Origin of the sequence: Siphonobacter sp. BAB-5385, assembly GCF_002261125.1 — a bacterium.
Classification (GTDB): domain Bacteria; phylum Bacteroidota; class Bacteroidia; order Cytophagales; family Spirosomataceae; genus Siphonobacter.
Map to the genome: position 1 here is coordinate 68,106 of NZ_NMPS01000240.1, position 22,370 is coordinate 90,475.

A 22,370-nucleotide genomic window follows, 5' to 3' on the forward strand; every position below is an offset into this window, starting at 1 on the left:
AAATTTTAGGGTTGCCCAGGGCTGAGACGTATGTTTCAGCCCTTTTCATTTTTCCGCTCCGAATCTTCTTCCGTAACTAATATCTTGTCAATTCGCTGGCCATCCATGTCTACGACTTCAAAGGTCAGGTTATCCCATTTGATGTGATCGCCTTCCACGGGAATCCGGCGGAGGTGATGGAGCATAAAGCCCGCTACCGTTGAAAAGTCTTCTTCCAGGAAATCACGAATGTCCCGTCGACCTAAGCGACTGAGAAAATCAATGAAAGGCATCTGGGCTTCCACCAGAAATGAACCATCTTCCCGTTTCACAAACGTAAAATCAATGACTTCGGCATCGGGCATGTGGCCAACGATGGCTTCGAATATATCATTCACCGTTACCATCCCCTGTAGAACACCGTACTCATCCACAATGAAACCGTGGTGTACTTTGGACTTACGAAATTCATCCAGCACCTGATACGCCGAAATATTCTCCGGTAAGAACAAAGGCTTATGAATGAGCGTTTTTAGCGGAGTGTCGGGCGTGGCCAGATACAGATCTTTCACCGTAATAACGCCTACCATCCGGTCCAGCGACTTATCCCCAACGGGGTAAACGGAATGTCGTTCGAGTTCAATCTTCTTTCGCACCTGTTCGACGTTATCGTGCAGGTCAATCCAAGCTAAATCGCTACGGTGGGTCATCAGCGATACAATGTGACGATCGCTGACATTAAACACGTTTTCTACAATTTCCTGTTCAATTTCATCGATGGTACCCTGCTCCAGCCCTTCATTCACGATGGCCTTGATTTCTTCCTCGGTTACCATACTGTCATCACCCCGGCGAATGCCAGTACTTTGACGATCAGATTGGTGGAAGTAGACAGTAACCAAATGAACGGATAGGTTATACGGGAGAGCAGCGACATCGGCAAGGCCAGCGTCTTGGAAATGCTTTCCGCCCGGGTTAGACCAATCCGTTTGGGTACCAATTCGCCGATGACCAAGGTAAAGTAGGTGATCATCAGCAGCAGTAAGGCCCGGGCAACAGTATTGGCGTACGGGGCCACAAACGTAAATTGCTGAAGCCACAGCGATAGATCGCCTTCCAGCTTTTCGCCGGAGTAGATACCCGTCAGAATACCAATCAGCGTAATTCCGATTTGTACCGTAGAGAGAAAAGTGTCAGGTGCTTCAGCGAGCTGAAGGGCGTGGCGGGCTTGTTTATCACCGCGTTCGGCGTCGTTTTTCAGACGTATTTTTCGGGCAGAAACCAGAGCAATTTCTGCCATTGAAAAAACACCGTTAAGTAAAATCAGGAGAAATAAAATAAGTAGTTCGGTCATGGATGAGCCGGAAAGTTCAGGCCAAATATCCGCTAAAAAACATTGCCAGATGTATTTTAGGGTGGAATGGTTGAAAAAGTTTAAGGCTGGAAGCGTTGGCAGTTTGAATGGTTTAACGTTTCAAGAATTTTGGAAGGTTGAAGCCTTACCGGACAAAGGATGAAACATCCCCAATGAAAGACCCCCAGTTCAGGCTTTTTCGGCATTGAATGAAAGCAGTTAGCCCCCTAAAAAATTCCCGAAATCAGGTTTTTTAGGGGGCTAATCAGAGCTTCGGAATTCAGTCCGGCTTATCATTTCAGGGCCTGAATCCTTTATTGAATTTCATTGCGTACAAAGGCTTCCCAAAGAATCTCCGCCGGGTGAAGGGCAATGCGGCCCGTTCCATCCTTAATCTGGTGGCGACAGCTGGTTCCGGGAGCGGCAATGGTTACTTCTTCGGGTTGATTCCGAACGGTTGGGAAAAGGACCAGTTCTCCAATTTGCATCGAAACCTCGTAATGTTTGGCTTCGTAGCCAAGCTGCCCGCCATGCCGCAGCAACCGGAAGGAATCAGGTGAACCTCGTACTGACTCGGTAAGGAGAGAATCTTCTTGGTATGCGTCAGGCTCGACAGGGCTTTCTGGTGGCAGTGGCCGTGCAGCTTGATGAGTCGTTTTTCGTACGTAAACTGATCGGATTTTATATTTTTCTTATCCAGTTCCTGCGATAAAAATTCATCGAAAATAAACGCCCGACTGGCTACTTCCTGAGCCTGAGCTTTCAATTCGGTAGGGACCAGCTCCAGGTACTCATCCCGTAGGGTAAGAATTGCCGAGGGTTCCAATCCTACGATGGGTGCTCCGTCCTTGATGACTTCGGCCAGCAAGGTCACGTTTTTAATCGCAATCTTCCGGGCTTCTTTCACCATCCCCTTCGAGAGGTACGTACGTCCGGATTCCACGTGATAGGGAATTTCGATTTTATACCCCAGTCCGCTCAGCAGCAGAATTGCTTTCTTACCTACTTCTACATCATTGTAGTTGGTAAACTCGTCGCAGAAGAACAGAATACGCTTGAACTTCACCCGGCCCGTCGTATTGAGTCGGAATTCGTGTTCGGCAAACCATTGTCGCAAGGTCTGAGCCGCAATGGTCGGCATGGAGCGATCCGGGGCAAACCCCATGACTTTCTTAATCGCCAGCGAGGGTAATTTGCTTTGCATGGCCCAGTTGTACAGGCGTGGCATCCGACTGCCCATACGCGAGAGAGCCGTAAAGTTCCCCACCATTTTCGAGCGGAAAGGTACGCCGTGGGCATCGTAGTAATGCTGGAGAAACTCGGCTTTCAGCTTGGAAACGTCCACGCTACTCGGGCATTCGGATTTACAGCCCTTGCAACTCAGGCACAAGTCCATCACATCCTTGATTTCCGGATGATCGAAAGGATTTTTCTTCGTTGAATTAGTCAGAAATTCCCGTAATACGTTGGCCCGGCCCCGGGTGGTATCGCGTTCGCTGCGGGTAGCCATAAAGCTGGGACACATGGTGCCGCCCGACAGCTCGGTTTTCCGACAATCCCCCGAACCCGAACATTTTTCCGTCAGTCGTAGAATATTTTCCTGAGCACTGAAATCGAAATAGGTATTGATTTTGCGAACGGGCTTATCGGCTTCGTACCGTAGAAACTGATTCATGGGCGGCGTATCGACGATTTTTCCCGCGTTCAGTACCCCCATCGGATCGAAGAGGCGTTTGATCTGGCGGAAAAGATCGTATACTTCTTCGCCCATCATCTGCGGAATAAACTCGCCGCGTAAGCGTCCATCCCCGTGTTCTCCCGAAAGCGAACCCCGGTATTTCTTCACCAGCTCGACTGTTTCGGCCAGTACTTGCCGGAACAAGGCCTGTCCCTCTGACGTTTTCAGGTTGATCATGGGCTCCACGTGCAGCTCCCCCGCTCCGGCGTGGGCGTAGTAGCTGGCGTGAATGTTATGCCGCCGTAACATAGCTTCGAGTTCAGCGATGTACTGGGGAAGTTCCTCGGGAGCTACGGCACAGTCTTCAATCAAATTCACGGGCTGGGTATCCCCGGGTAAATTCCGGATCAGTCCCAGACCCCCTTTGCGAACGTCCCAGACCTGTTTGGTTTTTTCACCGTAGATGACAGGTACTGCGTAGCCTAGTCCCCGGTTTTGCAGATCGCTTACCAACTGGTCGACTTGCTGCTGAAGCGATTCCGGCGTTTCGGCCATGAATTCCACCATCAGAATGGCCGCGGGATCGCCTTCGATGAAAAAGCGGTTTTTGCTCTGTTCGGGATTGTCTTTGGTAAAATCCAGAATGTATTTATCCACCAGTTCCGACGCTAGGGGCCGGTGTTGGAGGGCTACCAGGTTCGCCTGAAGGGATTCCTGAATGGACGTACAGTGTACGCAGGCCACCGCTACTTCCGAGGGAGGTAAAGGAAGGAGATTGATCTTCAGTTCGGTTGCCAATGCCAGCGTCCCTTCCGAGCCCGCCAGCAAAGCACAGAGGTTGAAGTCGGAAGACCCACTTGTAAACGGTTCCTGATCCAGCAGAGCGTCCAGAGCATAGCCCGTATTGCGACGGGTGAGCGAACGTTTGGGAAAACGCTCGGCAATGTTTTGCTGATGCTGCGGATTGGATAAGAGGTCGTGAATACCCCGGTAAATATCCGATTCCAGCGAGGTTTCAGTAGTCTCCCGTTTTAAATCATACCGCCAGGGTGACAAGGCTTTGAACTCCGCTTCCGATCCATCCGATAGTAATACTTTAGCCGCCAGCAAGTGATCACGGGTGTTACCCCAGACGATACTGTGTAAGCCACAGGAATTATTTCCCACCATGCCCCCAATCATCGCCCGGTTGGCTGTAGACGTTTCCGGGCCGAACATCAGACCGTACGGAGCCAATGCTTTATTCAGGTCATCCCGAATGACACCGGGCTGTACGCGGGCCCAGCGTTCTTCGGCGTTGATTTCCAGAATTTGCGTGAAATATTTCGATAAATCCACCACAATCCCCGAACCCACGACCTGCCCCGCCAGCGAAGTACCCGCCGTACGCGGAATCAGCGTCGTTCGATGGTTGCGGGCGAACGTCAGCAGATGTTTTAAATCTGTAACGGATTTGGGAATGGCGACGGCCAGCGGTTTTTCCCGGTATACCGAGGCGTCGGTGGAATACAGGATTCGCTGGGCTTCGTGTACCGTTGATTTGGTATAATATAATTCCCCTTCAAAAGCTTGTTGCAACGCTCCGAAGCTGGAGGCTTCAATCTTTTCAGACATGGTTACTTCACTTAACTCCAGGCCGATCGTATTGCTTTCGGCGTGAGTGGCTGATAAAATTCATCCGTTTAGACAAAGTTACGCGTTGGCATACCAAGGGACTTCGCAAAATTGAAAAAAGTAAGCCAGTAAATCAGCCCCGCTGAAGCTCTTGCCGTACCAGCGTTTCCCATTCACTCAGCAGACTGCCCGTACAGGTGGCCGCTCCTGCCCGCCGGTACCAGTAGTTGGCATTCCAGGTGTCGCCTTCTTTACGGTGCAGATAGGCGTGGAGCCGATCGTAGGCGGGTGTGCCTTCGGCGGATTGGGCAATGTTGTGAGCAGCTTCCCAGTCGTCTTTTCCGTCATACCAGAGGCCTTCCAGAATCGGATGTAGTGAAGCGGGCGGCGTATCGTTCGTCAGGGAACGCTGAAATTCCTCGAATGTCATAAAGTATCTTAGATTTGTCGGGATATGGCAGAAAGTCTGAGGCAAACCTGCGTAACTACCCATTTTCTGCCCGATGCTAATTGATTTATGAAGATACAGACCGTTTCTGACTTTTCAGCGACTATCCAGACGCTGATTATTCCCGTCCAGAGTGAAACGCTGGAAGCTACGCTCGCCGTACTGACCGAACAAACTGCGGTACCTCTGGCCCTTCTTCAGGCTGAAGTAACGGGTAAAAAGGGAGAGGTACACACCTTTTTCACGACAACCGGCCTTCGCATTTACGTGTTGGGTCTGGGTACAAATCCGGGTTCAGCGGAAGTGATCAAAGCCTTTCGTTTGCTGGTATTCAAGCAAAAAGCCAGATTGCCCGAAACGGTAGGCGTGGATTTGAGTAGCCTGCCAGCTGCCTGGGCCGAATTTGTCGTGAATGGCATCTGGCTGGCCAGTTACAACGTTGGGCTGTATAAAACCGACGAAGTGAAACCGACACCGTTATTCTCGGGAACCCTTGAATTGCGGCATTCGGAAGACCTTTCGGATTTTATCCAGAAAGGAGAAATCCTGGCTCAGACGCAGCTACGGGTATTTCCCTTGCTCAATGCTCCGGCGAATTTTAAAACGCCCCAAACCCTGGCGAGCTGGGCCATGCACTCGGGCGATGCTCACGGTTTTAAAGTACGGGTCTATGATGCGGGTGAATGTCAGTCGCTGGGGCTAATGGCTCTGCTGGCCGTAGGGCAGGGGAGTCGGAATGAACCGGAATTCATTGTCATGGAGTATGAAGGGGTAGGAGCCAGTCAAACCGTTGCTCTGGTGGGGAAAGGCGTTACCTTCGATACGGGTGGGATTTCCATCAAACCCTCCGAAAATATGCACCTGATGAAATCGGACATGGGCGGAGCGGCCGCCGTGTTGGGTACGATGGAAGCCGTTGCCCGCCTGAAACTACCCGTTCGATTGATCGGTATTGTGCCCACCACCGAAAACAGCGTGGATGGCGAAAGCATGAAACCCGGCGACGTGATTACTTCCTACGCCGGAAAAACCATCGAAGTTACCGATACCGATGCCGAAGGGCGACTGATTTTAGCGGACGGTCTGGCCTACGCCATCAAAAATTATAATCCCGATGTGATCATTGATCTGGCTACGCTAACGGGCAGTATTATTCGTACGCTGGGGTATCATGCCGCGGGGATGTTTACCGAAAATACTTCGCTGGGCAAAAAGCTCAAGCGAGCAGGCGAACACACGGGCGAGCGGCTCTGGCGGTTACCGATGTGGGAAGAATACGCCGATCACCTGAAATCCGATGTAGCGGACATCCGCAATTTCTCGGGACTGCCGCATTCACAGGCCATTGCTGCCGCTAAATTCCTGGAAGTATTTACGAATGAGCATCCGGCCTGGGTTCACCTGGATATTGCCGGTACGGCGTATGGCGATACGGATTTTGCTCCACAGCGGGCGGGCACAGCTTACGGCGTACGACTATTGGTTGAATTTCTGGAACGATTTGCTGGAGAGGAGGCGTCCGCTACCGTATGAGAGTGATTATTTCATTACTATTCTTTTTTGGGGGAAGTACGGCCTGGGCTCAGGTGTACACCGATTCACTGGCGAAGAGTCGTATTCCGTATATCGTTCAGTTTTATGCCCGCGTATCACCAGAGGTCAGGCCCTACACCCCTTACATTTTTCAAAGCCTGGGCGACTCAACGTTGAATTTAAAAAGACGCAGGTCGTCCGAGGTGTTGATTCGAATGCCCGTCGAGCAGCTTGAGTTCGTACGCATCCGTCGAAAAGGAAAAGTGGGCCGGGGGATTGTACTGGGCATTTTAGGAGGAGTAGCCACCGGGATCATTTGGGGCCAGGCGTTGGGAGATGATAGAAAAGGAGGTCTGCTTAGCTGACGGCGAATACAAAGTCGGTGTTTTTGGGAACGGCCTGTCTACTCCCCGGAGCCATCATTGGGGCGATCCTCGGAAGTGGTTCTAAAAAAATAGTATTCAACAAAAGCGTTGAAACCTATCAGGCCCAGCGGGAAACGCTTCGTCAGTACGTACAGCGAGCCAATACCATCGAATAGCTTTCAATGATAAAAGTCAGTCCGTGTCACGAGTGATCTCATGAGATAGTCAGGGATTCGGTGAGACTTTTGCAGTGAAAACAGTGCTCACTCGTAACAATGGCTACGTTAGGAAGGAATCGATTTTCGGTGTGCTGGTCTCTGTACCGGAAATTGGGAGCAGTGTTTTCCGCGTAACAAGTGGGAAGACAAAAGCCGTTCTGTTTCAGAGCGGCTTTTGTGTTAACAAAGCTGGAGCTTCGTGCAACTGGTAATCGATTTTCCAACCCGACGTATCGGCCAGTTGATTAAGTAAAATCCGAATCTGTCGCTGGGCTACCTGCGGCAATTCCGAAGCGACGGCTTTATTATGAATCACCTGCTTGGCATCCGAAAGGAGCTTCGTATATTCTTCTTTGTTAAAGCGATTAAACATGCCCTGGTCAATATCGTAAATGTTGTAATCGGAGTCGATACTGAGAATCTCCGGTTCGGGTAGCGATTCAATGACCATTCGGCGTTCGCCATCTTCCCAACGAATCAGCACTTTGCTAAAATCGTAGCCGACCAGTACCTTGGCTTTGGTAACAATCAGGGCTTTTTTCGAACCCGCCTTCAGACCCATAAACAGGTCTTTCCGGTCCGTATAGTCGTGAATTTCGGAGAAATGACCTTCGGCCAGCACGACCTTGAATACCTTCTCAATTCGTTCGAGCAGTACCGTCGATTCCGATCGGATTTCTTTTTCCCGAACATTCCGAAAACGGCCAAGTAGAGCAGCTCCGCCAAAACCAGCGGCACCTCCGAGCAGACCAATGAAGGCGATTGAGATAAATTCCATGGGTGAAGGTTGGATAGAATGACTTGAAAAATGGTAATGTTCCCTTATCACCTCACAAGGTTCGTAAAAAAAATGATAGTACAAAACGCAGGGAAATACAGTTATATAGCGGTGATAATTGACTTATTCCGCGAAATCCTTATTACTATAAAGCGAAACAGCGAGAAAAGAGTAATTTTCGAGGATTTTTTATGCTACTGTACTTCTTAATGCTCTTTACTAATGCCCAACAAACAGCTGGAAGCCCTCGATTATATAGTATTTCTGGTGTACTTTTTGATTGTGGCCGGATATGGTTATTACATCTACAAAAAGAAGCAATCCGCCAACATTTCTACTACTGATTTCTTCCTGGCCGAAGGGTCGCTGACCTGGTGGGCCATCGGTTCTTCGCTCATCGCCTCTAACATCTCAGCCGAGCAGTTCATCGGAGCTTCCGGAGACGGATTCGCCATGGGTCTGGCCATCGCCACCTACGAGTGGATGGCGGCTGCTACACTGATTGTCGTCGCCGTTTTCTTCATGCCGATTTATTTGAAGAACCGGATTTTCACGATGCCGCAGTTTCTGACGCAACGGTACAACAACACGGTATCCATGATTATGGCCATTTTCTGGCTGTTTTTGTACGTGCTCGTAAACTTAACATCGATTTTATTCCTGGGTGCTTTAGCGGTATCTACGATCTCGGGTCTGAATTTCACGGCCTGTATGATTGGGCTGGCTGTTTTCGCCGTCATCATCACCATCGGTGGGATGAAAGTAATCGGCTTTACCGACGTAATTCAGGTGTTCTTCCTCATCATGGGTGGTTTGGCCACAACCTACCTGGCTATCAACCTGGTATCAACGGAAAACGGTACGGAAGGGCTATTGCAGGGTTTCGATCTGATGCTGACGCAATCAGCGGATCACTTCCACATGATCTTCCCGAAAGATCACCCGCACTATGCTTCGCTGCCGGGCTTAACGGTACTGATTGGTGGGATGTGGATTGTTAACCTGAACTACTGGGGTTGTAACCAGTACATTACCCAACGGGCTTTGGGAGCGGATCTGAAGACGGCTCGTGAGGGTATCCTGTTTGCCGCGTTCCTGAAGTTACTGATGCCGATCATCGTGGTACTGCCCGGTATTGCGGCGTATACGCTGTACCAGAAGGGGTTATTCCAGCAGGAAATGCTCGATGCCACGGGTGAAGTCAACAAAGATCACGCCTACCCCGTACTGCTGAATCTCTTACCTACGGGTTTAAAAGGTCTTTCCTTTGCGGCTCTGACGGCGGCCGTAGTAGCCTCGCTGGCCGGTAAAGCCAACTCGATTTCAACGATTTTTACGCTGGATATTTACAAAAAGTACATTGCTCCTCAGGCCAGTGAAAAGCAACTGGTAGGCGTAGGTCGCGTAACGATCTGGGTCGCTATGGTTATCGCCATCTTGGTTTCGCCGTACATGGGTATCGATAAAAAAGGGGGCTTCCAGTTTATTCAGGAGATGACCGGTCTGGTTTCTCCGGGGGTATTTGCTGCCTTTATTCTGGGCTTTTTCTGGAAGAAAACGAACTCAGCCGGAGCCTTATTCGCCATTGTGGGCGGGTTCCTGCTTTCGTTGTTCTTTAAGTACTCGCTGCCGAATCTGGTAAACCTGGAATTCCTGCTCCGCTGGCTTCGCCGTGAAAGGGGCCGACGGCGTGTATACCATTCCGTTCCTGGATACGATGGGCTTTGTATTCCTGATTTGCGTGGCGGTGATGATTCTGCTGGGTCTGCAAAAACCAAGTAACAAAGGCCTGGAGATCGACTCCAAAATGTTCAGAGTGAATTCGACTTTTGCCGTTGGAGCTACAATTATTATGCTGTTGGTCGTTATTCTATACGCGATCTTCTGGTAAAGAATAAATTCGTTTTCAAACGTTGCGAACACCCCGGATGACCTGGGGTGTTCGTGCGTAAAATGAAATTATACTCGTTTTGTAAAAACCTAGTTACAATGAAAATTAACTTTTTACCGAAAAATGAGACCAAGTGGCGGTGGATGCTGGGCTTGAGTATGGGCTGCTGGACGGCTCTTTCTGCTCAGACCCCCTTACCGCTGACGGACGTATCAGCCTTTAAAAACCCTACCAAAACCTGGAGTATTGTCGGAGGCGTAACGGGGTCACCCAAAGAAGCGGCTCTGAAAGGACAAAAGGGAACGGGCGTACTGCTGGGAACGCCGGGTAAGGGAAGCAGTCAGTCCGATTATCTGGTGACGAATACCGAACACGGCGATCTGAAACTGAGTCTGGATTTCATGTTACCACAGGGGGCCAATTCAGGCGTGTACCTGATGGGTCGTTACGAAGTTCAGCTGTATGATAGCTGGGGTGTGCAGAATCCGAAAGCTTCCGACTGCGGAGGTATCTACGAACGCTGGGATGAAAACCGCAAGCCCAACGGCTACGAAGGTCACCCGCCCCGCATGAATGCCGCCAAAGCTCCCGGCTTGTGGCAACACCTGGAAGTAGAGTTCGAGGCACCGAAGTTTGATGGCTCCGGCAAGAAAATCGCGAATGCCCGCTTTGTGAAGGTAGAACTGAATGGTACCATTGTTCACCAGAATCTGGAAGTATTCGGACCCACGCGGGCCGCTTTGTTTACGGATGAAAAAGCTCGTGGACCGCTGGCCTTCCAGGGTGATCATGGTCCGGTAGCGTTGCGAAATATTTCGATGGAGTTACTCGACAAGGCCCCCGTCACGGTGGGTCCGGTTGAGTATACATTCTATACGGGTAAATTCAATACCATTCCCAAGCTGGATACGATGAAAGCGAAACCCGTACGGACGGGTACTGCCGAAAAACTCAGCAGCGTACTGGCCGACGGAAGATCCGATTTTCTGATTGTATTCAACGGAACAATCCAGGCTCCCGAAGCGGATAATTACCAGTTTATTCTGCAATGGATGGAACTGGGGCAACTCATCATTGATGGCCGGACGGTGTTCGATGGCGAATTGTCCTTTGATAAGCCCCGTACTATCGATGTACCGCTGACCGCCGGGGAACATAAGTTTACCTTACTTCACGCCAAAAATAAATCCTGGCTGCCCAAAGTACTCGGATTGTATGTACAGCGGAAAGGGTCTCATTTGCAGGAATTACACGGCTTTGGTTCCGTACCCGATACGGACCCCGTGCCCGTCATTACGGTACACCCCCGCGATCAGGTCGAGCAGGTGCGTTCGTTTGTGTACATGCCGGGTTACAATGAAGGCGATGGGCACAAGAAACTTCGCGTATTGCATTTAGGAGATCCTTCGGGCGTACACTACAGTTACGATCTCGATCAGGCCACCGTACTGATGAGCTGGCGGGGTGCGTTTATCAACATGAGCGACGCCTGGCACGAACGCGGTGAAGCCCAGACGGCTAGTCCGCTGGGATCACCCGTACTGGCTCTGTGGGGAACAAGTCCGCTGGGAATGGCGGGCAGTTCCACGCCCGATTCAACGGCGGGGCTGGTGTACAAAGGCTATAAACTCGACGAAGTGGGCCATCCCACCTTCCGGTACCAGCTGGCGGGTGGAGAATTTACGGATTTCATTCGTCCTTACGAAAATGGACGGGGCTTGAGCCGCACCGTTTCGCTCAAGGATGGATCGAATCTGGCGTACCGACTGGCGAAGGGAAAAACGATTACCGCTCTTAGCAAAGGCCTGTACCTGATTGATGGTAACTACTACGTTCAAACGGGAGCGAAAGCTCAGGTAGTGGCCAACAACGGCGGGCAGGAATTACGCGTGTCCGGCAGTCCATCCGTGCAATACGAATTGATTTGGTAAGACATCGGACCCCGACAAAAGGATCATTAGTAATCGCTTACGCATTCCTATGAAAAAGATATTCTGCTCCCTAGCCATAGCTTCGTTACTTGCGGTAAACGCTTCGTTTGCCCAAAAACCCTTAACTGAAAACGATTTCTATCAGTTACGTACGTTGCCCCTGCCCGAAGATGCCATTCTGGAAGTAGGAGGTATGACCATCCTGCCCGACGGACGTATGGCCGTAGCCACCCGACGGGGCGAAATCTGGATGATCGAAAACCCGTACCAGAAAGACGGAACGCAACCGTACTACAAACGCTTCGCTCAGGGGTTGCACGAACCCCTGGGACTGACCTATCGCAACGGCTCCTTCTATACCTCGAACCGCGGCGAACTCACGAAAATTACGGATGAAGACGGCGATGGCCGAGCCGACGTTTACGAAGCCGTAACGTCATTGCCTATTGTGGGAAATTACCACGAGTATAGCTACGGCCCCGTGTTTGATGCGGACGGTAATATGCTTGTTACGCTGAACGTAGGCTGGGTGGGTTACGGGGCCAGTCTGACCAAGTGGCGGGGCTGGCTGGTCAAGATTTCACCCGAGGGTAAAATTGAGCCGATTTCGGCGGGTCTTCGTTCACCTTCGAGTTACCTGATCAACTCTTCCGGCGATCTGTTTTATTCAGAAAACCAGGGCGACTGGGTCGCTTCGGGAAAAGTTTCGCAGTTGAAAAAAGGCAGTTTCAACGGTCACGGCGAGAGTTTGAAATGGACCTCTGATCCGGCTTCTCCGTTGAAACTCACCGAAGATCAGCTTCCTGATACGGGCGAGCCAGTAGCAACGGCGGGCGAGAAAATCCCGCATTATCAGTATCCGGCCTGCTGGTTTCCACACGTATTGATGGGTATTTCGACCGCAGGTATGGTTGAAGACGTGAACGGCTATTTGGGACCGCATTTCAAAGGTCAGTATTTCGTGGGTGACCAGGGGCACTCGAAAGTGATGCGGATGCAACTCGAAAAAGTAAATGGAGAGTACCAGGGGGCCTGTTTCCCCTTCCGGGAAGGCTGGGCTTCGGGTCTGTTGCGACTGGAATGGGGACTGGATGGTTCGCTGGTAGGCGGAATGACGAGCCGGGGCTGGTCTTCTACCGGAAAGGCTCCGTACGCCATTCAGCGACTGGTATGGTCGGGAAAAACGCCCTTCGAAATGCAGGAGATTCACTCCAAACCCGATGGGTTCGAGATTGTATTTACGAAACCCGTAGATAAGGAAACGGCCGCTAATCCGGCCAACTACAAGGTGGCCAGCTTTACCTACAAGTACCACCATCAGTACGGCAGTCCGATCATTAATACCGAAGAAAGTGGGATTAAAGGCATTGTCGTATCGGCGGACGGTCGCAAGGCCCGACTGGTACTGGACGGTAGTTTCCGCAAGCATTACATTTACGAAATCAAGCCCGAAGGCGTGAAATCGGCCGATCAGGAATCGGTTCTGCACCCGGTAGGTTACTATACGCTGAATGCGGTTGCTCCGGGCGATCAGGTAGCTGCCTCGCAGTTTACGCCTTTTAAAGCTACGGCTGCTCCGATGAATCACGAGCACGGGGCCATGCAGGCCAGTACGGGCAAAACGGCTTCGACCGGAAAAGCGACTACTAATTCGAAAAAACGCGTGACGGAAATGCCCGCCGAATGGGCCGCACCCGATCAGGTACTAACGATTGGTACGAAACCCGGACTGAAATTTGACGTCACGGAATTACAGGTAAAAGCGGGTTCGAAGGTGAAACTCGTCTTCAACAACAACGACGACATGACGCACAACTGCGTTATCGTCGCTCCGGGTTCGGTAGATGAAGTAGGGCAGAAGGCCATCGGTTTAGGCCTGAAAGGTCCCGACATGCAGTACGTACCCAACTCGCCCAAGGTGCTTTTCCACACGAATCTGTTGCAACCGGAAAGCTCCGAAAGCCTGTACTTTACGGCTCCCACGCAGCCCGGTACGTATACCTACGTTTGTACGTATCCCGGTCACCACACGCTGATGCAGGGGAAACTAGTGGTAGTGAAATAGCATTAGATTCGAGTAATACCCATTAAAAAGGAGCCCCGTGAAAGGGCTCCTTTTTGTATAAATAGGGTAAGGAATTATCAGAAGTGGAAAATCTACGTACCTTTTCAACGTACTGATTCGTAGTGCTCCTCGTCAAACCTTACCCCCCATGAAACTTTTCTGCGTTGCTCTGTCTTTAAGTTTGGGTGCAGCTCTTTTTTCCTGTACCTCTTCATCCACTAAAGAATTAAATCCCGTGGCTAATCAAGACGCTTATCCTAAACCACCCATCGCCCCCAAGAAACCCCAATCGTTTACTGAACACGGGTACCAGCGGGTTGATGATTTTTCTGGTTAAAGGACAAGAAAAATCCAGAAGTGATTCAGTACCTGAAAGCAGAAAATGCCTACGCCGATACGGTGATGGCACCCACCAAGCCTTTTCAGGAAAAATTATACAAGGAAATGCGGAGCCGGATCAAGGAAGATGATCAGTCGGTTCCCGTATTCATCAACGGATACTATTACTACTCCCGCACCGAAACGGGCAAACAGTACGCCATCAATTGCCGGAAAAAAGGCAGTCTGTCGGCTGCGGAAGAAGTGACGCTCGACGGCAATGTACTGGCTGAAGGGCACGAAGCCTTTATTCTGGCGGGAATCCAGATGAGCGAAGACCAGAACCTGCTGGCTTTCCAGAGCAATACCACGGGCTCTTACGCCGAGTTTACGCTCAAAATTAAAGACCTCCGCACGGGCCAGATCCTGCCGGACGAAATCGAAGACATCAGTGGTTTCGTCTGGGGTACGGACAACAAAACCATCTATTACCTCAGGTACGACGAAGCTCTGCGGCCCTATCGGCTGTATCGGCACACGCTGGGTTCCAAAATCAAGGATGTGCTGTTGTACGAAGAGAAAGATGCCCTTTTTACACTGGGTGTCGGTCGTTCGAAATCGAAGGAATTTATCATCCTTTCCTCGGGCAGTTATACGACTTCGGAGGTACAACTACTGCCGACCAGTCAGCCCGAAGGCAAGTTTGAAGTATTTATGCCGCGTCAGAAAGACGTGATGTACAATGTCGACGTCCATCCGCAACACTTTTATCTGACGTACAAGGACAAACAGAATCTCAACCAGAAAATTTACGAATTGCCCCGCAAGGACTATACGGATCGGAAAAACTGGAAGGAAATCGTACCGCACGATCCGAAGGTGAAAATTGAGGATACGGACGTGTACGAAAATTATCTGGTGATTGAAGTACGCAACGAAGGCTTGCTGGAAATGCGAATCCGGGAGTTGACTTCCGGTGCAACGAAATCCATCCAGTTTCCGGAGCCCGTGTATTCGGCCTTTTCGATGGGCCTGCCCGACTTCAAATCAACCAAAATTCGCTACGGGTATACTTCGCTCAACCGGCCCATGAGTACGTTCGAGTACGACATGACCAACGGAGCTACGACGAAACTCAAGGAGAAAGAAGTACCCGGCGGTTTCGATGCGGAGGCCTACGAAGTGAAACGTCTCTGGGCCACGGCTCCCGATGGCGTGAAGGTGCCGATGGCCGTCGTCCACAAAAAAGGACTGGAGCTGGACGGTAAAAATCCGGTGTTGATGACCGGCTATGGCTCGTACGGGTATTCTTCGGATGCGTACTTCGATTCCGATGTATTCAGTCTGGTCGATCGGGGATTCGTGTATGCCATTGCTCAGATTCGCGGGGGTAGTGATCTGGGCGAGCAGTGGTACGAAGATGGGAAACTCCAGAAAAAGATGAATTCCTTCACGGATTTCATCGCCTGTGCCGAGTACCTGATTCGGGAAAAGTATACGGCTTCCGACCGTTTCGCCATTCAGGGTGGTAGTGCCGGAGGACTTCTGATGGGTGCCGTCGTGAACCTGCGGCCCGAGCTGTTCCGCGTGGTGATTGCCGAAGTACCGTTTGTGGATGTCATCAATACTATGCTGGATACCAGTCTGCCGCTGACGACGCAGGAATACGAGCAGTGGGGCAACCCAACCGTCAAGGCGGATTATGACTACATCCGGCAGTATTCGCCTTACGATAACCTGAAAGCTCAGGCTTACCCGAATATTCTGGCTACGGGCGGATTGAACGATTCGCAGGTAGGTTTTCACGAACCTGCCAAGTGGGTCGCCAAGCTGCGTACCCTTAAAACGGATCAGAACCTGACGCTACTGAAAATCAATATGGGTTCGGGTCACGGCGGGGCTACCGGACGCTTTGATTACCTCAAGGAAGTGGCTTTTCAGTACGCTTTTATCCTGGATCGGATCGGCTGGCCTTTGCAATAATATGATCTTGAATTTAGCAGGAGAGCAACGTTTCTGACGTATCTTTCCTGCTAAACTGCTCGAAGTAGTACCGCCTAAACATCCCACCATGAAGTACCTGAAACAACTCGGAGCGGGCCTGCTCCTGCTGCTTTCTTCCCACGCTTTCAGTCAAAAAACCACGCCTTCATTACTCTATGAGGTATCCGGAAAGGGCCTGACGAAACCCTCGTACCTCTACGGAACCTTTCACTTGCTGTGTCAGAAAGATTTACAGATCAGTCCAGTAGCCCTGGAAAAACTCAAGGGGACCGAACAACTGTACCTCGAAATCGACATGGATGATCCGAAGGAACTCTCATCGATGATGAGTAGCATGTACCTGAAAGGCCAAACGTTGAAAGACCTAGTTTCAGAAGCGGATTACGACTACCTCAATCAGTTTTTCAAAGATTCCCTGAAAACGAATCTGGAAAGCATGAAGCAGATGAAGCCCTTTGTACTGATGAGCATGATCTATCCGAAAATGCTGGGCTGTACGCCCGGGTCGCCAGAAATAGTCTTCATGCAGAAAGCAACCACGGATAAAAAACCCGTTTTAGGCCTGGAAAAAGCGGCCGATCAATTCGCGGTTATTGACAAACCCGGGCCTAAAAAGGGAGCTGAACAACTGGTTAAATACGTTCGGGAGTACGGACATTCGCAGGAAGAATTTAATGCCATGCTGGAGCTGTACCGCAAGCAGGACATCGAAGCTCTGTACGAAGCCAGCGAAAAAGATCCTGATTTCAAAGATCAGCTACAGGATTTGCTCTGGCAGCGAAACAGCAACTGGATTCCTGTCATTACGAAGTCCATTCACGAAAAACCCAGTTTCATCGCTGTCGGAGCCGCCCACCTGGGTGGACCGAAAGGCGTACTGGCTTTGCTTAGAGAGCAGGGATATACGGTAAAAAGTGTAGATACTAACGTTAAATAACTATTGCCGGGACGTACGGAACAAATCCGTACGGTCCGGTGCTTCAATCCGGAAATCAGGCATGCGTAGAACTGACTCGCCACTGCCCTCCAGGCGGATCGGGGAGCGGTTGCCGGGAATGTTGGGGTAATAACCCATGCGAATCTGGAAGGTGTTGAAGTTCAGGTTTTCGTTTCGGAAGCGAAAGCCGATGCCATAACCCTGGTACGTATTGGCGAACAAATTCTTATTGGAGAAGGAAAGAAAGCCCAAATCCGCCTGCAGGAACATGGCCGTACGGAAACCAAAGATCTGAAAAGGGGAAAAAAACACACTTTGCAGGTTAATGACCAGCCGTTTATCACCCCTTAAAAAGTTACTACGAATGCCCCGAAGGCCTTCCTGATTGTTGAGCGTCAAATATTCATACTGGAAGCGGTTAATGCCTGCGGTATAGCGAACCGTGATAAAATGCCGGAACTGCGATCGTTTGACCGACATTAGCGGACTAAAGTAATTGCCCTCCAGATTAAACGTGCCCTGCTGAATCTCGCCATCTTCCAGATAACCGCCCAGCGAACCCAGCATATACAGGTAGCCCGCTTTTTTGTTCTTGAGGTAGGTGCCATGAGCCAGGCGTAAGGCCGAATAGGTACGTAATCCCAGATCCGATTTTTCCTTACCCCAGGTTAGCGAGGCCAGAAATCCTACCGGAACGTCCTCGGTGCGTCCAAAGGCGTAAATCAACACGTCCCGCTGGTAGTTTCGGTTGGAATAACCAATGCTGCCCAGATACTGCCGTGAGCCCGGAAAGAGGTTTTTGGCTCCTTCGGGTAAATTATCCCGGTTGGTATACCCATAGCCACTGGTTCGTAAAGCCACAATCAGACGCGACCGCTGGTCGAGCTTCTTGTCTTTGAAGCCCAGCCGGATGGCTCGCCCAAACCAGGCATCCTGATAGGCGTATTTGATGTGCGACTTAACGGTTGTGTCGGAGTTGGGATCAATGAAAACAAACTTATTTTCAACGTAATACGATACTTCGAAGGCTCCCGCATACTTGATTTCCGGGCGAATGAAATCCTTCTGGATACGGCCTCCAAACTGCTTCCGATCCCGAAAGTAATCAGCGTAGAATTGCGTAGTCGTCAGCGACCTGCCAATATATGGCAAGGTGTAGCGGGAGTAAAACTCGAAGGGCTGGTAGGGGCTTCGCCGTTGTAAGAGACCCAGGTTTTCCAGGCGTGAGCCCGTCCCTGGACATTTTTCTGTTCAAAACCCAGGTTAAAATTCGTAGGCCCACCTACGCCACCGTCGGGTAACAGCGACCAGACATCCTGCGTAATGACGAGCACGTCGACCAGATTCGGTTCGCCTTTCACCGGAAAAACAAAGATCCGGGCATCGTGGAAAATCGGCGTTTGCCGCAGAATCCGTTCGTTATCTTTCAGGACGTCGGGCTGTACCTGATCGCCAGACTTGAAGAATAGCAGCGATTTATGAATGGTGTTAACGCGGGTATCGTGGTGCAGTCGGTTGCCCAGCCGCTCCACCCAGTGCGTAGCTACGCGGGCTGTATCATACACGGTAGGACCGAATACATCCAGTTGCTTGATGTCAACGTTACGAATCGTTTTTCCCGCATAGGGCTTGAAGGGGTTGTCCTCAATTTTAGAAACGGCCTGACTTTGGGCGTTGGTGTTGTAGGGGTACTTAAACAGGAAATCGTAGATACTGCCCGTCCAGTTCCGCTTTTTCATGGAGTTACGAAGTCTCGTAAACCGGATGCTGTCCCGCTGAATGGGAGTGAGGATTTTGGCCGAATCCGCCGCCGAAGGAACGGGTTTCTGAGCCCGGCACGCAAAGGGAATAGCCACAGTTCCGAGTAGAAACAGAGCCAGCAATCCGATGCGTAACGTAGTGATCAAGGGTTATAAATGTTTTACCATCCAATAGTCTCGCTGGCGGTCGAAGCCAAACAGAAAGTAGTGCCATCCCATCTTTTCAAAACCCATGTGTTCGTAGAAATGAATGGCCGATTCATTCTTTTCCCAAACGCCTAAAAACACAGCCTGGTATTTTTCCTGACGAGCTTGTTCCAGACAGGCGTCGAGTAGCTGCTTGCCAATGCCCTGTCCTTTGTACTGATCATACACGTAGATTCGCTGTAATTCTACGGCCTTGTATCCTTTCAGGTTCCGGGGCTTTTCGGATTTGCGGTTAAGTTTACAGTACCCTACCAGTTCTTCGCCCTGAAATGCCAGCCAGAAGGTGTTATGTTTGGTATCAGCCAGTTCAGCCTGTACGCTGAGTTTGTGAAAGGCCTGACTGATATAGGCGTCAATGTGTTTGGACTCGTTCTGTTCACCAAAGGCTTCCCGCATGGTCTCACTGGCGAGTTTTGTTAAAACCTTTGTATCGTCTTTAGTGCCCAGTCGGAGCTGAACCGGTACTTTTGCAATATCAATCATAACCAAGCTTAGTTCTGAACCGTAGTACAACGGTTCTATCCAATAAGTTGTTTAGCGTACGGCTGGCCAATGTTAGCAGGTATCATACGGCTAAAAGAAAAACACACAGGATGCTTTCTCTTTCCAAACCATTGATTTTAGGATCTAATTCACCGCGTCGTCAGCAAATCTTACGGGATGCGGGGTTTTCATTTCAGGTACAGGTGTTGCCCACTGAAGAAGATTTTCCGGAGGATATGCCCAGCCAGGACGTACCCGTTTTTCTGGCTCTGAAAAAGGCAGAAGCCTTTCGTTCCCTTCTGGAGAATAATCTGGTGTTGACGGCGGATACCGTAGTCCGAATCAACGAAAAAATATTAAATAAACCTATAGATGCAGCCGATGCCTGGCGAATGTTACGTCTGCTTTCCGGCCAGACGCACGAAGTAACCACGGGGGTATGCCTGATGAGTGCCGAGCAAACCTGGAGCTTTGCCGATACGGCCCGCGTTCACTTTCGCGAACTGACCGAATGGGAGATCGACTACTACCTGGAAGCCTGCCGTCCTTTCGACAAAGCCGGGGCCTACGGCGTACAGGATTTTATCGGCATGGTTGGCATCGATCGCATCGAAGGATCGTATTTCACCGTAATGGGCCTGCCTATTCACCGGGTATACGCCCAGCTGGTGGAAGCAGGTTTTCTGCAAACGGTTTAGAAGATCAGGTAAGATTTACCGCCCAGTGCCCGCATTTGCCGGGAAATACTGTTGGTACGTCGTTGCACGTAACTCGACGGCCGGGCAATGAGAAAACGATTGGGGCTGGGTAATACGGCGGCAATGCGGGCCGCTTCGGTCCGCGTGAGTCGGGCCGCCGGTTTACCGTAGTATCGTTGAGCGGCGGCTTCGACGCCAAAGGTCATGGGGCCGGTTTCGGCTACGTTGAGGTACACTTCCAGAATTCGCTGTTTACCCCAGATCACTTCAATAAGCAGCGTAAACCAGGCTTCGAGCATTTTGCGGAAATAACTACGGCCCTGCCACAAAAACACGTTTTTCGCCACCTGCTGGCTGATGGTACTGGCTCCTTTGATGCGGCGGCCTTTCAGGTTATTCTTGAACGCACTGCCCATCATTTCAAAATCGAAGCCAAAATGTTGTGGGAATCGCTGATCCTCTGAAGCGACGACGGCCAGGGCCATTTCCGGAGAAATTTCGTCGTAAGAAGTCCAGTCGTAATATAATTTTCCTCCGTTGGTAATCTTTCGGTCAAGCATCGTCCAGGTAATGGGAATGGGAACGAAACGAAAGACCAGCGTGCCGCCAATCGAAAGGACGATAAAATAGAACAGTATTTTGCCGAAAAATCGAAGGACTTGTTGAGGCCAGGAACGATAGGTATCAGGGCTTTTCGAGGCGGGCATACGTCAATAGCTAGTGGATCAAACCCGTGGTTGTACTGGTACTTCTCTTCGAAAGCAACCAAGGGGTTGAAACAAAAATAGTAGTGCAATGACGGTTTTCGAGTAAGGGATCGTAAAAAAGCCCCTTAAGCCTCCACCCAGAAAAGCTCCTCGGCCACGCGATCCGCGAATAATTTGCCCGTTTCCGTCAAAAACAGCATCGAACCTTCCCGGCGAATCCAGCCGTTCTGCTGGAGTGCGGGAAGGGCAGCTTCAATCACGCTCAAGCCGGTTTCTGAAAGCTGACGAATACGTTCGACGTCCGTTCCCCAGTGCGTACGCAGGCTGGTTAAGACGTATTCATTCACCAGATCCTGTTCGGTCAGGTCCTCGATTTCAGCTGGAATCAGGCCTTGCTGAAGGGCCGTTACGTACTGCGGATTGTTTGAGCGATTGTACTGACGCGTGCGAAGTCCGTCGTAACTGTGAGCCGAAGGCCCCACGCCCAGATACGGGTGCTGAAGCCAATAGCTGCTGTTGTGCTGACTATGCCGTCCGGGCCGGGCAAAGTTGGAGATTTCGTACTGTTCATACCCGTACTCCCGTAAGGTATCCCGCAGGATTTGGAATTGCTCGGCGGCAAATTCATCATCAATGGGAGCAATCCGTTTACTTTTCAGCCATTTACCAAAAACCGTTTGGGGCTCAATGGTCAGGCAGTAGGCTGAGATGTGCGGTACCCCTAGAGCCATCGCTTCCGCCAGGTTCTTTCGCCAGATGGCATGCGGATCGGTTTCAGAAGAAGGAATGGCGTAGATGAGATCAATCGTAATATTTTCAAAGCCCACTTCCTGGGCCATCCGCACGCAGGTACGGGCATCCTCCGCCGAGTGAATTCGGTGGAGATGTTGTAAATGGGGCGTATGGAAAGACTGAATGCCAATGCTCAGCCGATTGATTCCCATGCGGTGAAACAACTGTAATTTCTCCCGCGAAAGATCGTCTGGATTCGCTTCCAGCGTAATTTCTGCTCCTGGATGTACCCGAAAATGCTGATGAATGGTCTGGAAAATGTGCTGAAAATCCGCTTCTTCCAACAGCGAAGGCGTACCACCGCCGAAATAAATAGTATCCAGCGATGCATCTGGCAGGTACGTTTTCCGCAGTTCGATTTCCCGGCAAATAGCTTCTACCATCTCCGCACGTCCCTGCAGGGAAGTACTGAAATGAAAGTCGCAATAATAGCAAGCCTGCCGGCAAAAAGGAACGTGGATATATAAGTGCATGGAACGTTTGCAGTTTTCTGTTGTCAGTTTTCAGTTAGGAAGCCAACGCATGTCCGTGAACACAGCATGTTTCTGTGCCCCAGAATGCCTAACGTTGTAGAGATAAACTGAAAACAGAAAACCGCCAACTGAAAACT

At 50.6% G+C, this 22,370-nt stretch carries 20 protein-coding genes and 1 pseudogene; 10 read left to right on the forward strand and 11 right to left on the reverse strand.

Going from position 1 to position 22,370, the window contains the following annotated elements; genetic code table 11:
- Window positions 1-35: 35 nt before the first annotated feature.
- The 5 genes from BWI93_RS29220 to BWI93_RS25555 all read right to left on the reverse strand — a co-directional run bounded on the left by BWI93_RS29220 (window position 36) and on the right by BWI93_RS25555 (window position 5,055).
- Window positions 36-815, reverse strand: a complete 780-nt coding sequence (locus BWI93_RS29220; RefSeq protein ID WP_255158068.1) for a hemolysin family protein — start codon at window positions 813-815, stop codon at window positions 36-38.
- Entirely contained in the window at window positions 809-1,279 is a 471-nt protein-coding gene (locus BWI93_RS29225; protein WP_255158069.1) for a CNNM domain-containing protein, read from the reverse strand. Before BWI93_RS29225 ends, BWI93_RS29220 begins: the two co-directional genes overlap by 7 nt.
- Window positions 1,280-1,647: 368 nt before the next feature.
- Window positions 1,648-1,821: a hypothetical protein gene (locus BWI93_RS29850; RefSeq protein ID WP_369679224.1), complete on the reverse strand. Its 174-nt coding sequence runs from the start codon at window positions 1,819-1,821 to the stop codon at window positions 1,648-1,650.
- Window positions 1,764-4,625: an FAD-binding and (Fe-S)-binding domain-containing protein gene (locus tag BWI93_RS25550; RefSeq protein ID WP_369679225.1), complete on the reverse strand. Its 2,862-nt coding sequence runs from the start codon at window positions 4,623-4,625 to the stop codon at window positions 1,764-1,766. The genes BWI93_RS29850 and BWI93_RS25550 overlap by 58 nt, the downstream gene beginning before the upstream one ends.
- A gap of 133 nt (window positions 4,626-4,758) precedes the next feature.
- Entirely contained in the window at window positions 4,759-5,055 is a 297-nt protein-coding gene (locus BWI93_RS25555; RefSeq protein WP_094816699.1) for a hypothetical protein, read from the reverse strand.
- Between the two features lie 87 nt (window positions 5,056-5,142).
- On the opposite strand from BWI93_RS25555, the gene BWI93_RS25560 reads away from it, so the two are divergent.
- From BWI93_RS25560 to BWI93_RS28010, 3 genes are read left to right on the forward strand one after another with little or no spacing between them, the layout of a single operon-like run.
- Window positions 5,143-6,606: a M17 family metallopeptidase gene (locus BWI93_RS25560; protein WP_094816701.1), complete on the forward strand. Its 1,464-nt coding sequence runs from the start codon at window positions 5,143-5,145 to the stop codon at window positions 6,604-6,606.
- Window positions 6,603-6,971, forward strand: a complete 369-nt coding sequence (locus BWI93_RS25565; RefSeq protein ID WP_094816703.1) for a hypothetical protein — start codon at window positions 6,603-6,605, stop codon at window positions 6,969-6,971. Before BWI93_RS25560 ends, BWI93_RS25565 begins: the two co-directional genes overlap by 4 nt.
- Before the next feature lie 23 nt (window positions 6,972-6,994).
- A complete protein-coding gene (locus BWI93_RS28010; protein WP_176454336.1) occupies window positions 6,995-7,147 on the forward strand; it encodes a hypothetical protein in 153 nt (50 codons plus the stop codon).
- Window positions 7,148-7,352: 205 nt separating this feature from the next.
- Here BWI93_RS28010 and BWI93_RS25570 read toward each other — a convergent pair whose 3' ends face one another.
- Window positions 7,353-7,967, reverse strand: coding sequence for a DUF4230 domain-containing protein (locus BWI93_RS25570; RefSeq protein WP_094816705.1), 615 nt, complete (start codon window positions 7,965-7,967; stop codon window positions 7,353-7,355).
- 222 nt (window positions 7,968-8,189) lie between these two features.
- Between BWI93_RS25570 and BWI93_RS25575 the strand changes: the two are divergent.
- The 6 genes and pseudogenes from BWI93_RS25575 to BWI93_RS25595 all read left to right on the forward strand — a co-directional run bounded on the left by BWI93_RS25575 (window position 8,190) and on the right by BWI93_RS25595 (window position 17,113).
- Window positions 8,190-9,858, forward strand: a pseudogene (locus BWI93_RS25575) (sodium/sugar symporter).
- Window positions 9,859-9,956: 98 nt separating this feature from the next.
- Window positions 9,957-11,789, forward strand: a complete 1,833-nt coding sequence (locus tag BWI93_RS25580; RefSeq protein WP_176454337.1) for a DUF1080 domain-containing protein — start codon at window positions 9,957-9,959, stop codon at window positions 11,787-11,789.
- A 49-nt stretch (window positions 11,790-11,838) separates the two neighbouring features.
- A complete protein-coding gene (locus BWI93_RS25585; RefSeq protein WP_094816709.1) occupies window positions 11,839-13,854 on the forward strand; it encodes a plastocyanin/azurin family copper-binding protein in 2,016 nt (671 codons plus the stop codon).
- A 148-nt stretch (window positions 13,855-14,002) separates the two neighbouring features.
- On the forward strand, window positions 14,003-14,191 hold the full coding sequence (locus BWI93_RS29230; RefSeq protein WP_255158070.1) for a hypothetical protein: 189 nt from the start codon (window positions 14,003-14,005) through the stop codon (window positions 14,189-14,191).
- 20 nt (window positions 14,192-14,211) lie between these two features.
- Window positions 14,212-16,155, forward strand: coding sequence for a S9 family peptidase (locus tag BWI93_RS25590; RefSeq protein WP_255158071.1), 1,944 nt, complete (start codon window positions 14,212-14,214; stop codon window positions 16,153-16,155).
- Window positions 16,156-16,243: 88 nt separating this feature from the next.
- On the forward strand, window positions 16,244-17,113 hold the full coding sequence (locus BWI93_RS25595) for a TraB/GumN family protein (protein WP_094816712.1): 870 nt from the start codon (window positions 16,244-16,246) through the stop codon (window positions 17,111-17,113).
- Here the strand turns inward: BWI93_RS25595 and BWI93_RS25600 are convergent, their stop codons facing one another.
- Genes BWI93_RS25600 through BWI93_RS25610 form a run of 3 tightly spaced genes read right to left on the reverse strand, consistent with a single transcriptional unit; the run spans window position 17,114 to window position 19,563 of the window.
- Entirely contained in the window at window positions 17,114-18,265 is a 1,152-nt protein-coding gene (locus BWI93_RS25600; protein ID WP_094816714.1) for a hypothetical protein, read from the reverse strand.
- On the reverse strand, window positions 18,241-19,020 hold the full coding sequence (locus BWI93_RS25605; protein WP_094816716.1) for a hypothetical protein: 780 nt from the start codon (window positions 19,018-19,020) through the stop codon (window positions 18,241-18,243). The genes BWI93_RS25600 and BWI93_RS25605 overlap by 25 nt, the downstream gene beginning before the upstream one ends.
- 3 nt (window positions 19,021-19,023) lie before the next feature.
- On the reverse strand, window positions 19,024-19,563 hold the full coding sequence (locus BWI93_RS25610; protein WP_141217604.1) for a GNAT family N-acetyltransferase: 540 nt from the start codon (window positions 19,561-19,563) through the stop codon (window positions 19,024-19,026).
- 131 nt (window positions 19,564-19,694) lie between these two features.
- Here BWI93_RS25610 and BWI93_RS25615 point away from each other — a divergent pair, with 131 nt between their 5' ends.
- Window positions 19,695-20,261, forward strand: a complete 567-nt coding sequence (locus tag BWI93_RS25615; protein ID WP_369679226.1) for a Maf family nucleotide pyrophosphatase — start codon at window positions 19,695-19,697, stop codon at window positions 20,259-20,261.
- On the opposite strand, the gene mtgA is transcribed toward BWI93_RS25615, so the two are convergent.
- Complete coding sequence (mtgA, locus tag BWI93_RS25620; protein WP_094816722.1) at window positions 20,258-20,968, reverse strand: monofunctional biosynthetic peptidoglycan transglycosylase; 711 nt, start codon at window positions 20,966-20,968, stop codon at window positions 20,258-20,260. The genes BWI93_RS25615 and mtgA overlap by 4 nt on opposite strands.
- Before the next feature lie 125 nt (window positions 20,969-21,093).
- Window positions 21,094-22,233, reverse strand: coding sequence for a radical SAM family heme chaperone HemW (gene hemW / locus BWI93_RS25625; protein ID WP_094816724.1), 1,140 nt, complete (start codon window positions 22,231-22,233; stop codon window positions 21,094-21,096).
- Window positions 22,234-22,370: the final 137 nt, after the last annotated feature.

Coding starts and splice junctions, on each gene's coding strand:
- hemW (WP_094816724.1), bottom strand. CDS start 22,233: ATGCACTTATATATCCACGTTCCTTTTTGCCGGCAGGCTTGCTATTAT.
- BWI93_RS25580 (WP_176454337.1), top strand. CDS start 9,957: ATGAAAATTAACTTTTTACCGAAAAATGAGACCAAGTGGCGGTGGATG.
- mtgA (WP_094816722.1), bottom strand. CDS start 20,968: ATGCCCGCCTCGAAAAGCCCTGATACCTATCGTTCCTGGCCTCAACAA.
- BWI93_RS25585 (WP_094816709.1), top strand. CDS start 11,839: ATGAAAAAGATATTCTGCTCCCTAGCCATAGCTTCGTTACTTGCGGTA.
- BWI93_RS29230 (WP_255158070.1), top strand. CDS start 14,003: ATGAAACTTTTCTGCGTTGCTCTGTCTTTAAGTTTGGGTGCAGCTCTT.
- BWI93_RS25550 (WP_369679225.1), bottom strand. CDS start 4,625: ATGTCTGAAAAGATTGAAGCCTCCAGCTTCGGAGCGTTGCAACAAGCT.
- BWI93_RS29850 (WP_369679224.1), bottom strand. CDS start 1,821: ATGCAAATTGGAGAACTGGTCCTTTTCCCAACCGTTCGGAATCAACCC.
- BWI93_RS25560 (WP_094816701.1), top strand. CDS start 5,143: ATGAAGATACAGACCGTTTCTGACTTTTCAGCGACTATCCAGACGCTG.
- BWI93_RS29220 (WP_255158068.1), bottom strand. CDS start 815: ATGGTAACCGAGGAAGAAATCAAGGCCATCGTGAATGAAGGGCTGGAG.
- BWI93_RS29225 (WP_255158069.1), bottom strand. CDS start 1,279: ATGGCAGAAATTGCTCTGGTTTCTGCCCGAAAAATACGTCTGAAAAAC.
- BWI93_RS25595 (WP_094816712.1), top strand. CDS start 16,244: ATGAAGTACCTGAAACAACTCGGAGCGGGCCTGCTCCTGCTGCTTTCT.
- BWI93_RS25565 (WP_094816703.1), top strand. CDS start 6,603: ATGAGAGTGATTATTTCATTACTATTCTTTTTTGGGGGAAGTACGGCC.
- BWI93_RS25555 (WP_094816699.1), bottom strand. CDS start 5,055: ATGACATTCGAGGAATTTCAGCGTTCCCTGACGAACGATACGCCGCCC.
- BWI93_RS25570 (WP_094816705.1), bottom strand. CDS start 7,967: ATGGAATTTATCTCAATCGCCTTCATTGGTCTGCTCGGAGGTGCCGCT.
- BWI93_RS25610 (WP_141217604.1), bottom strand. CDS start 19,563: ATGATTGATATTGCAAAAGTACCGGTTCAGCTCCGACTGGGCACTAAA.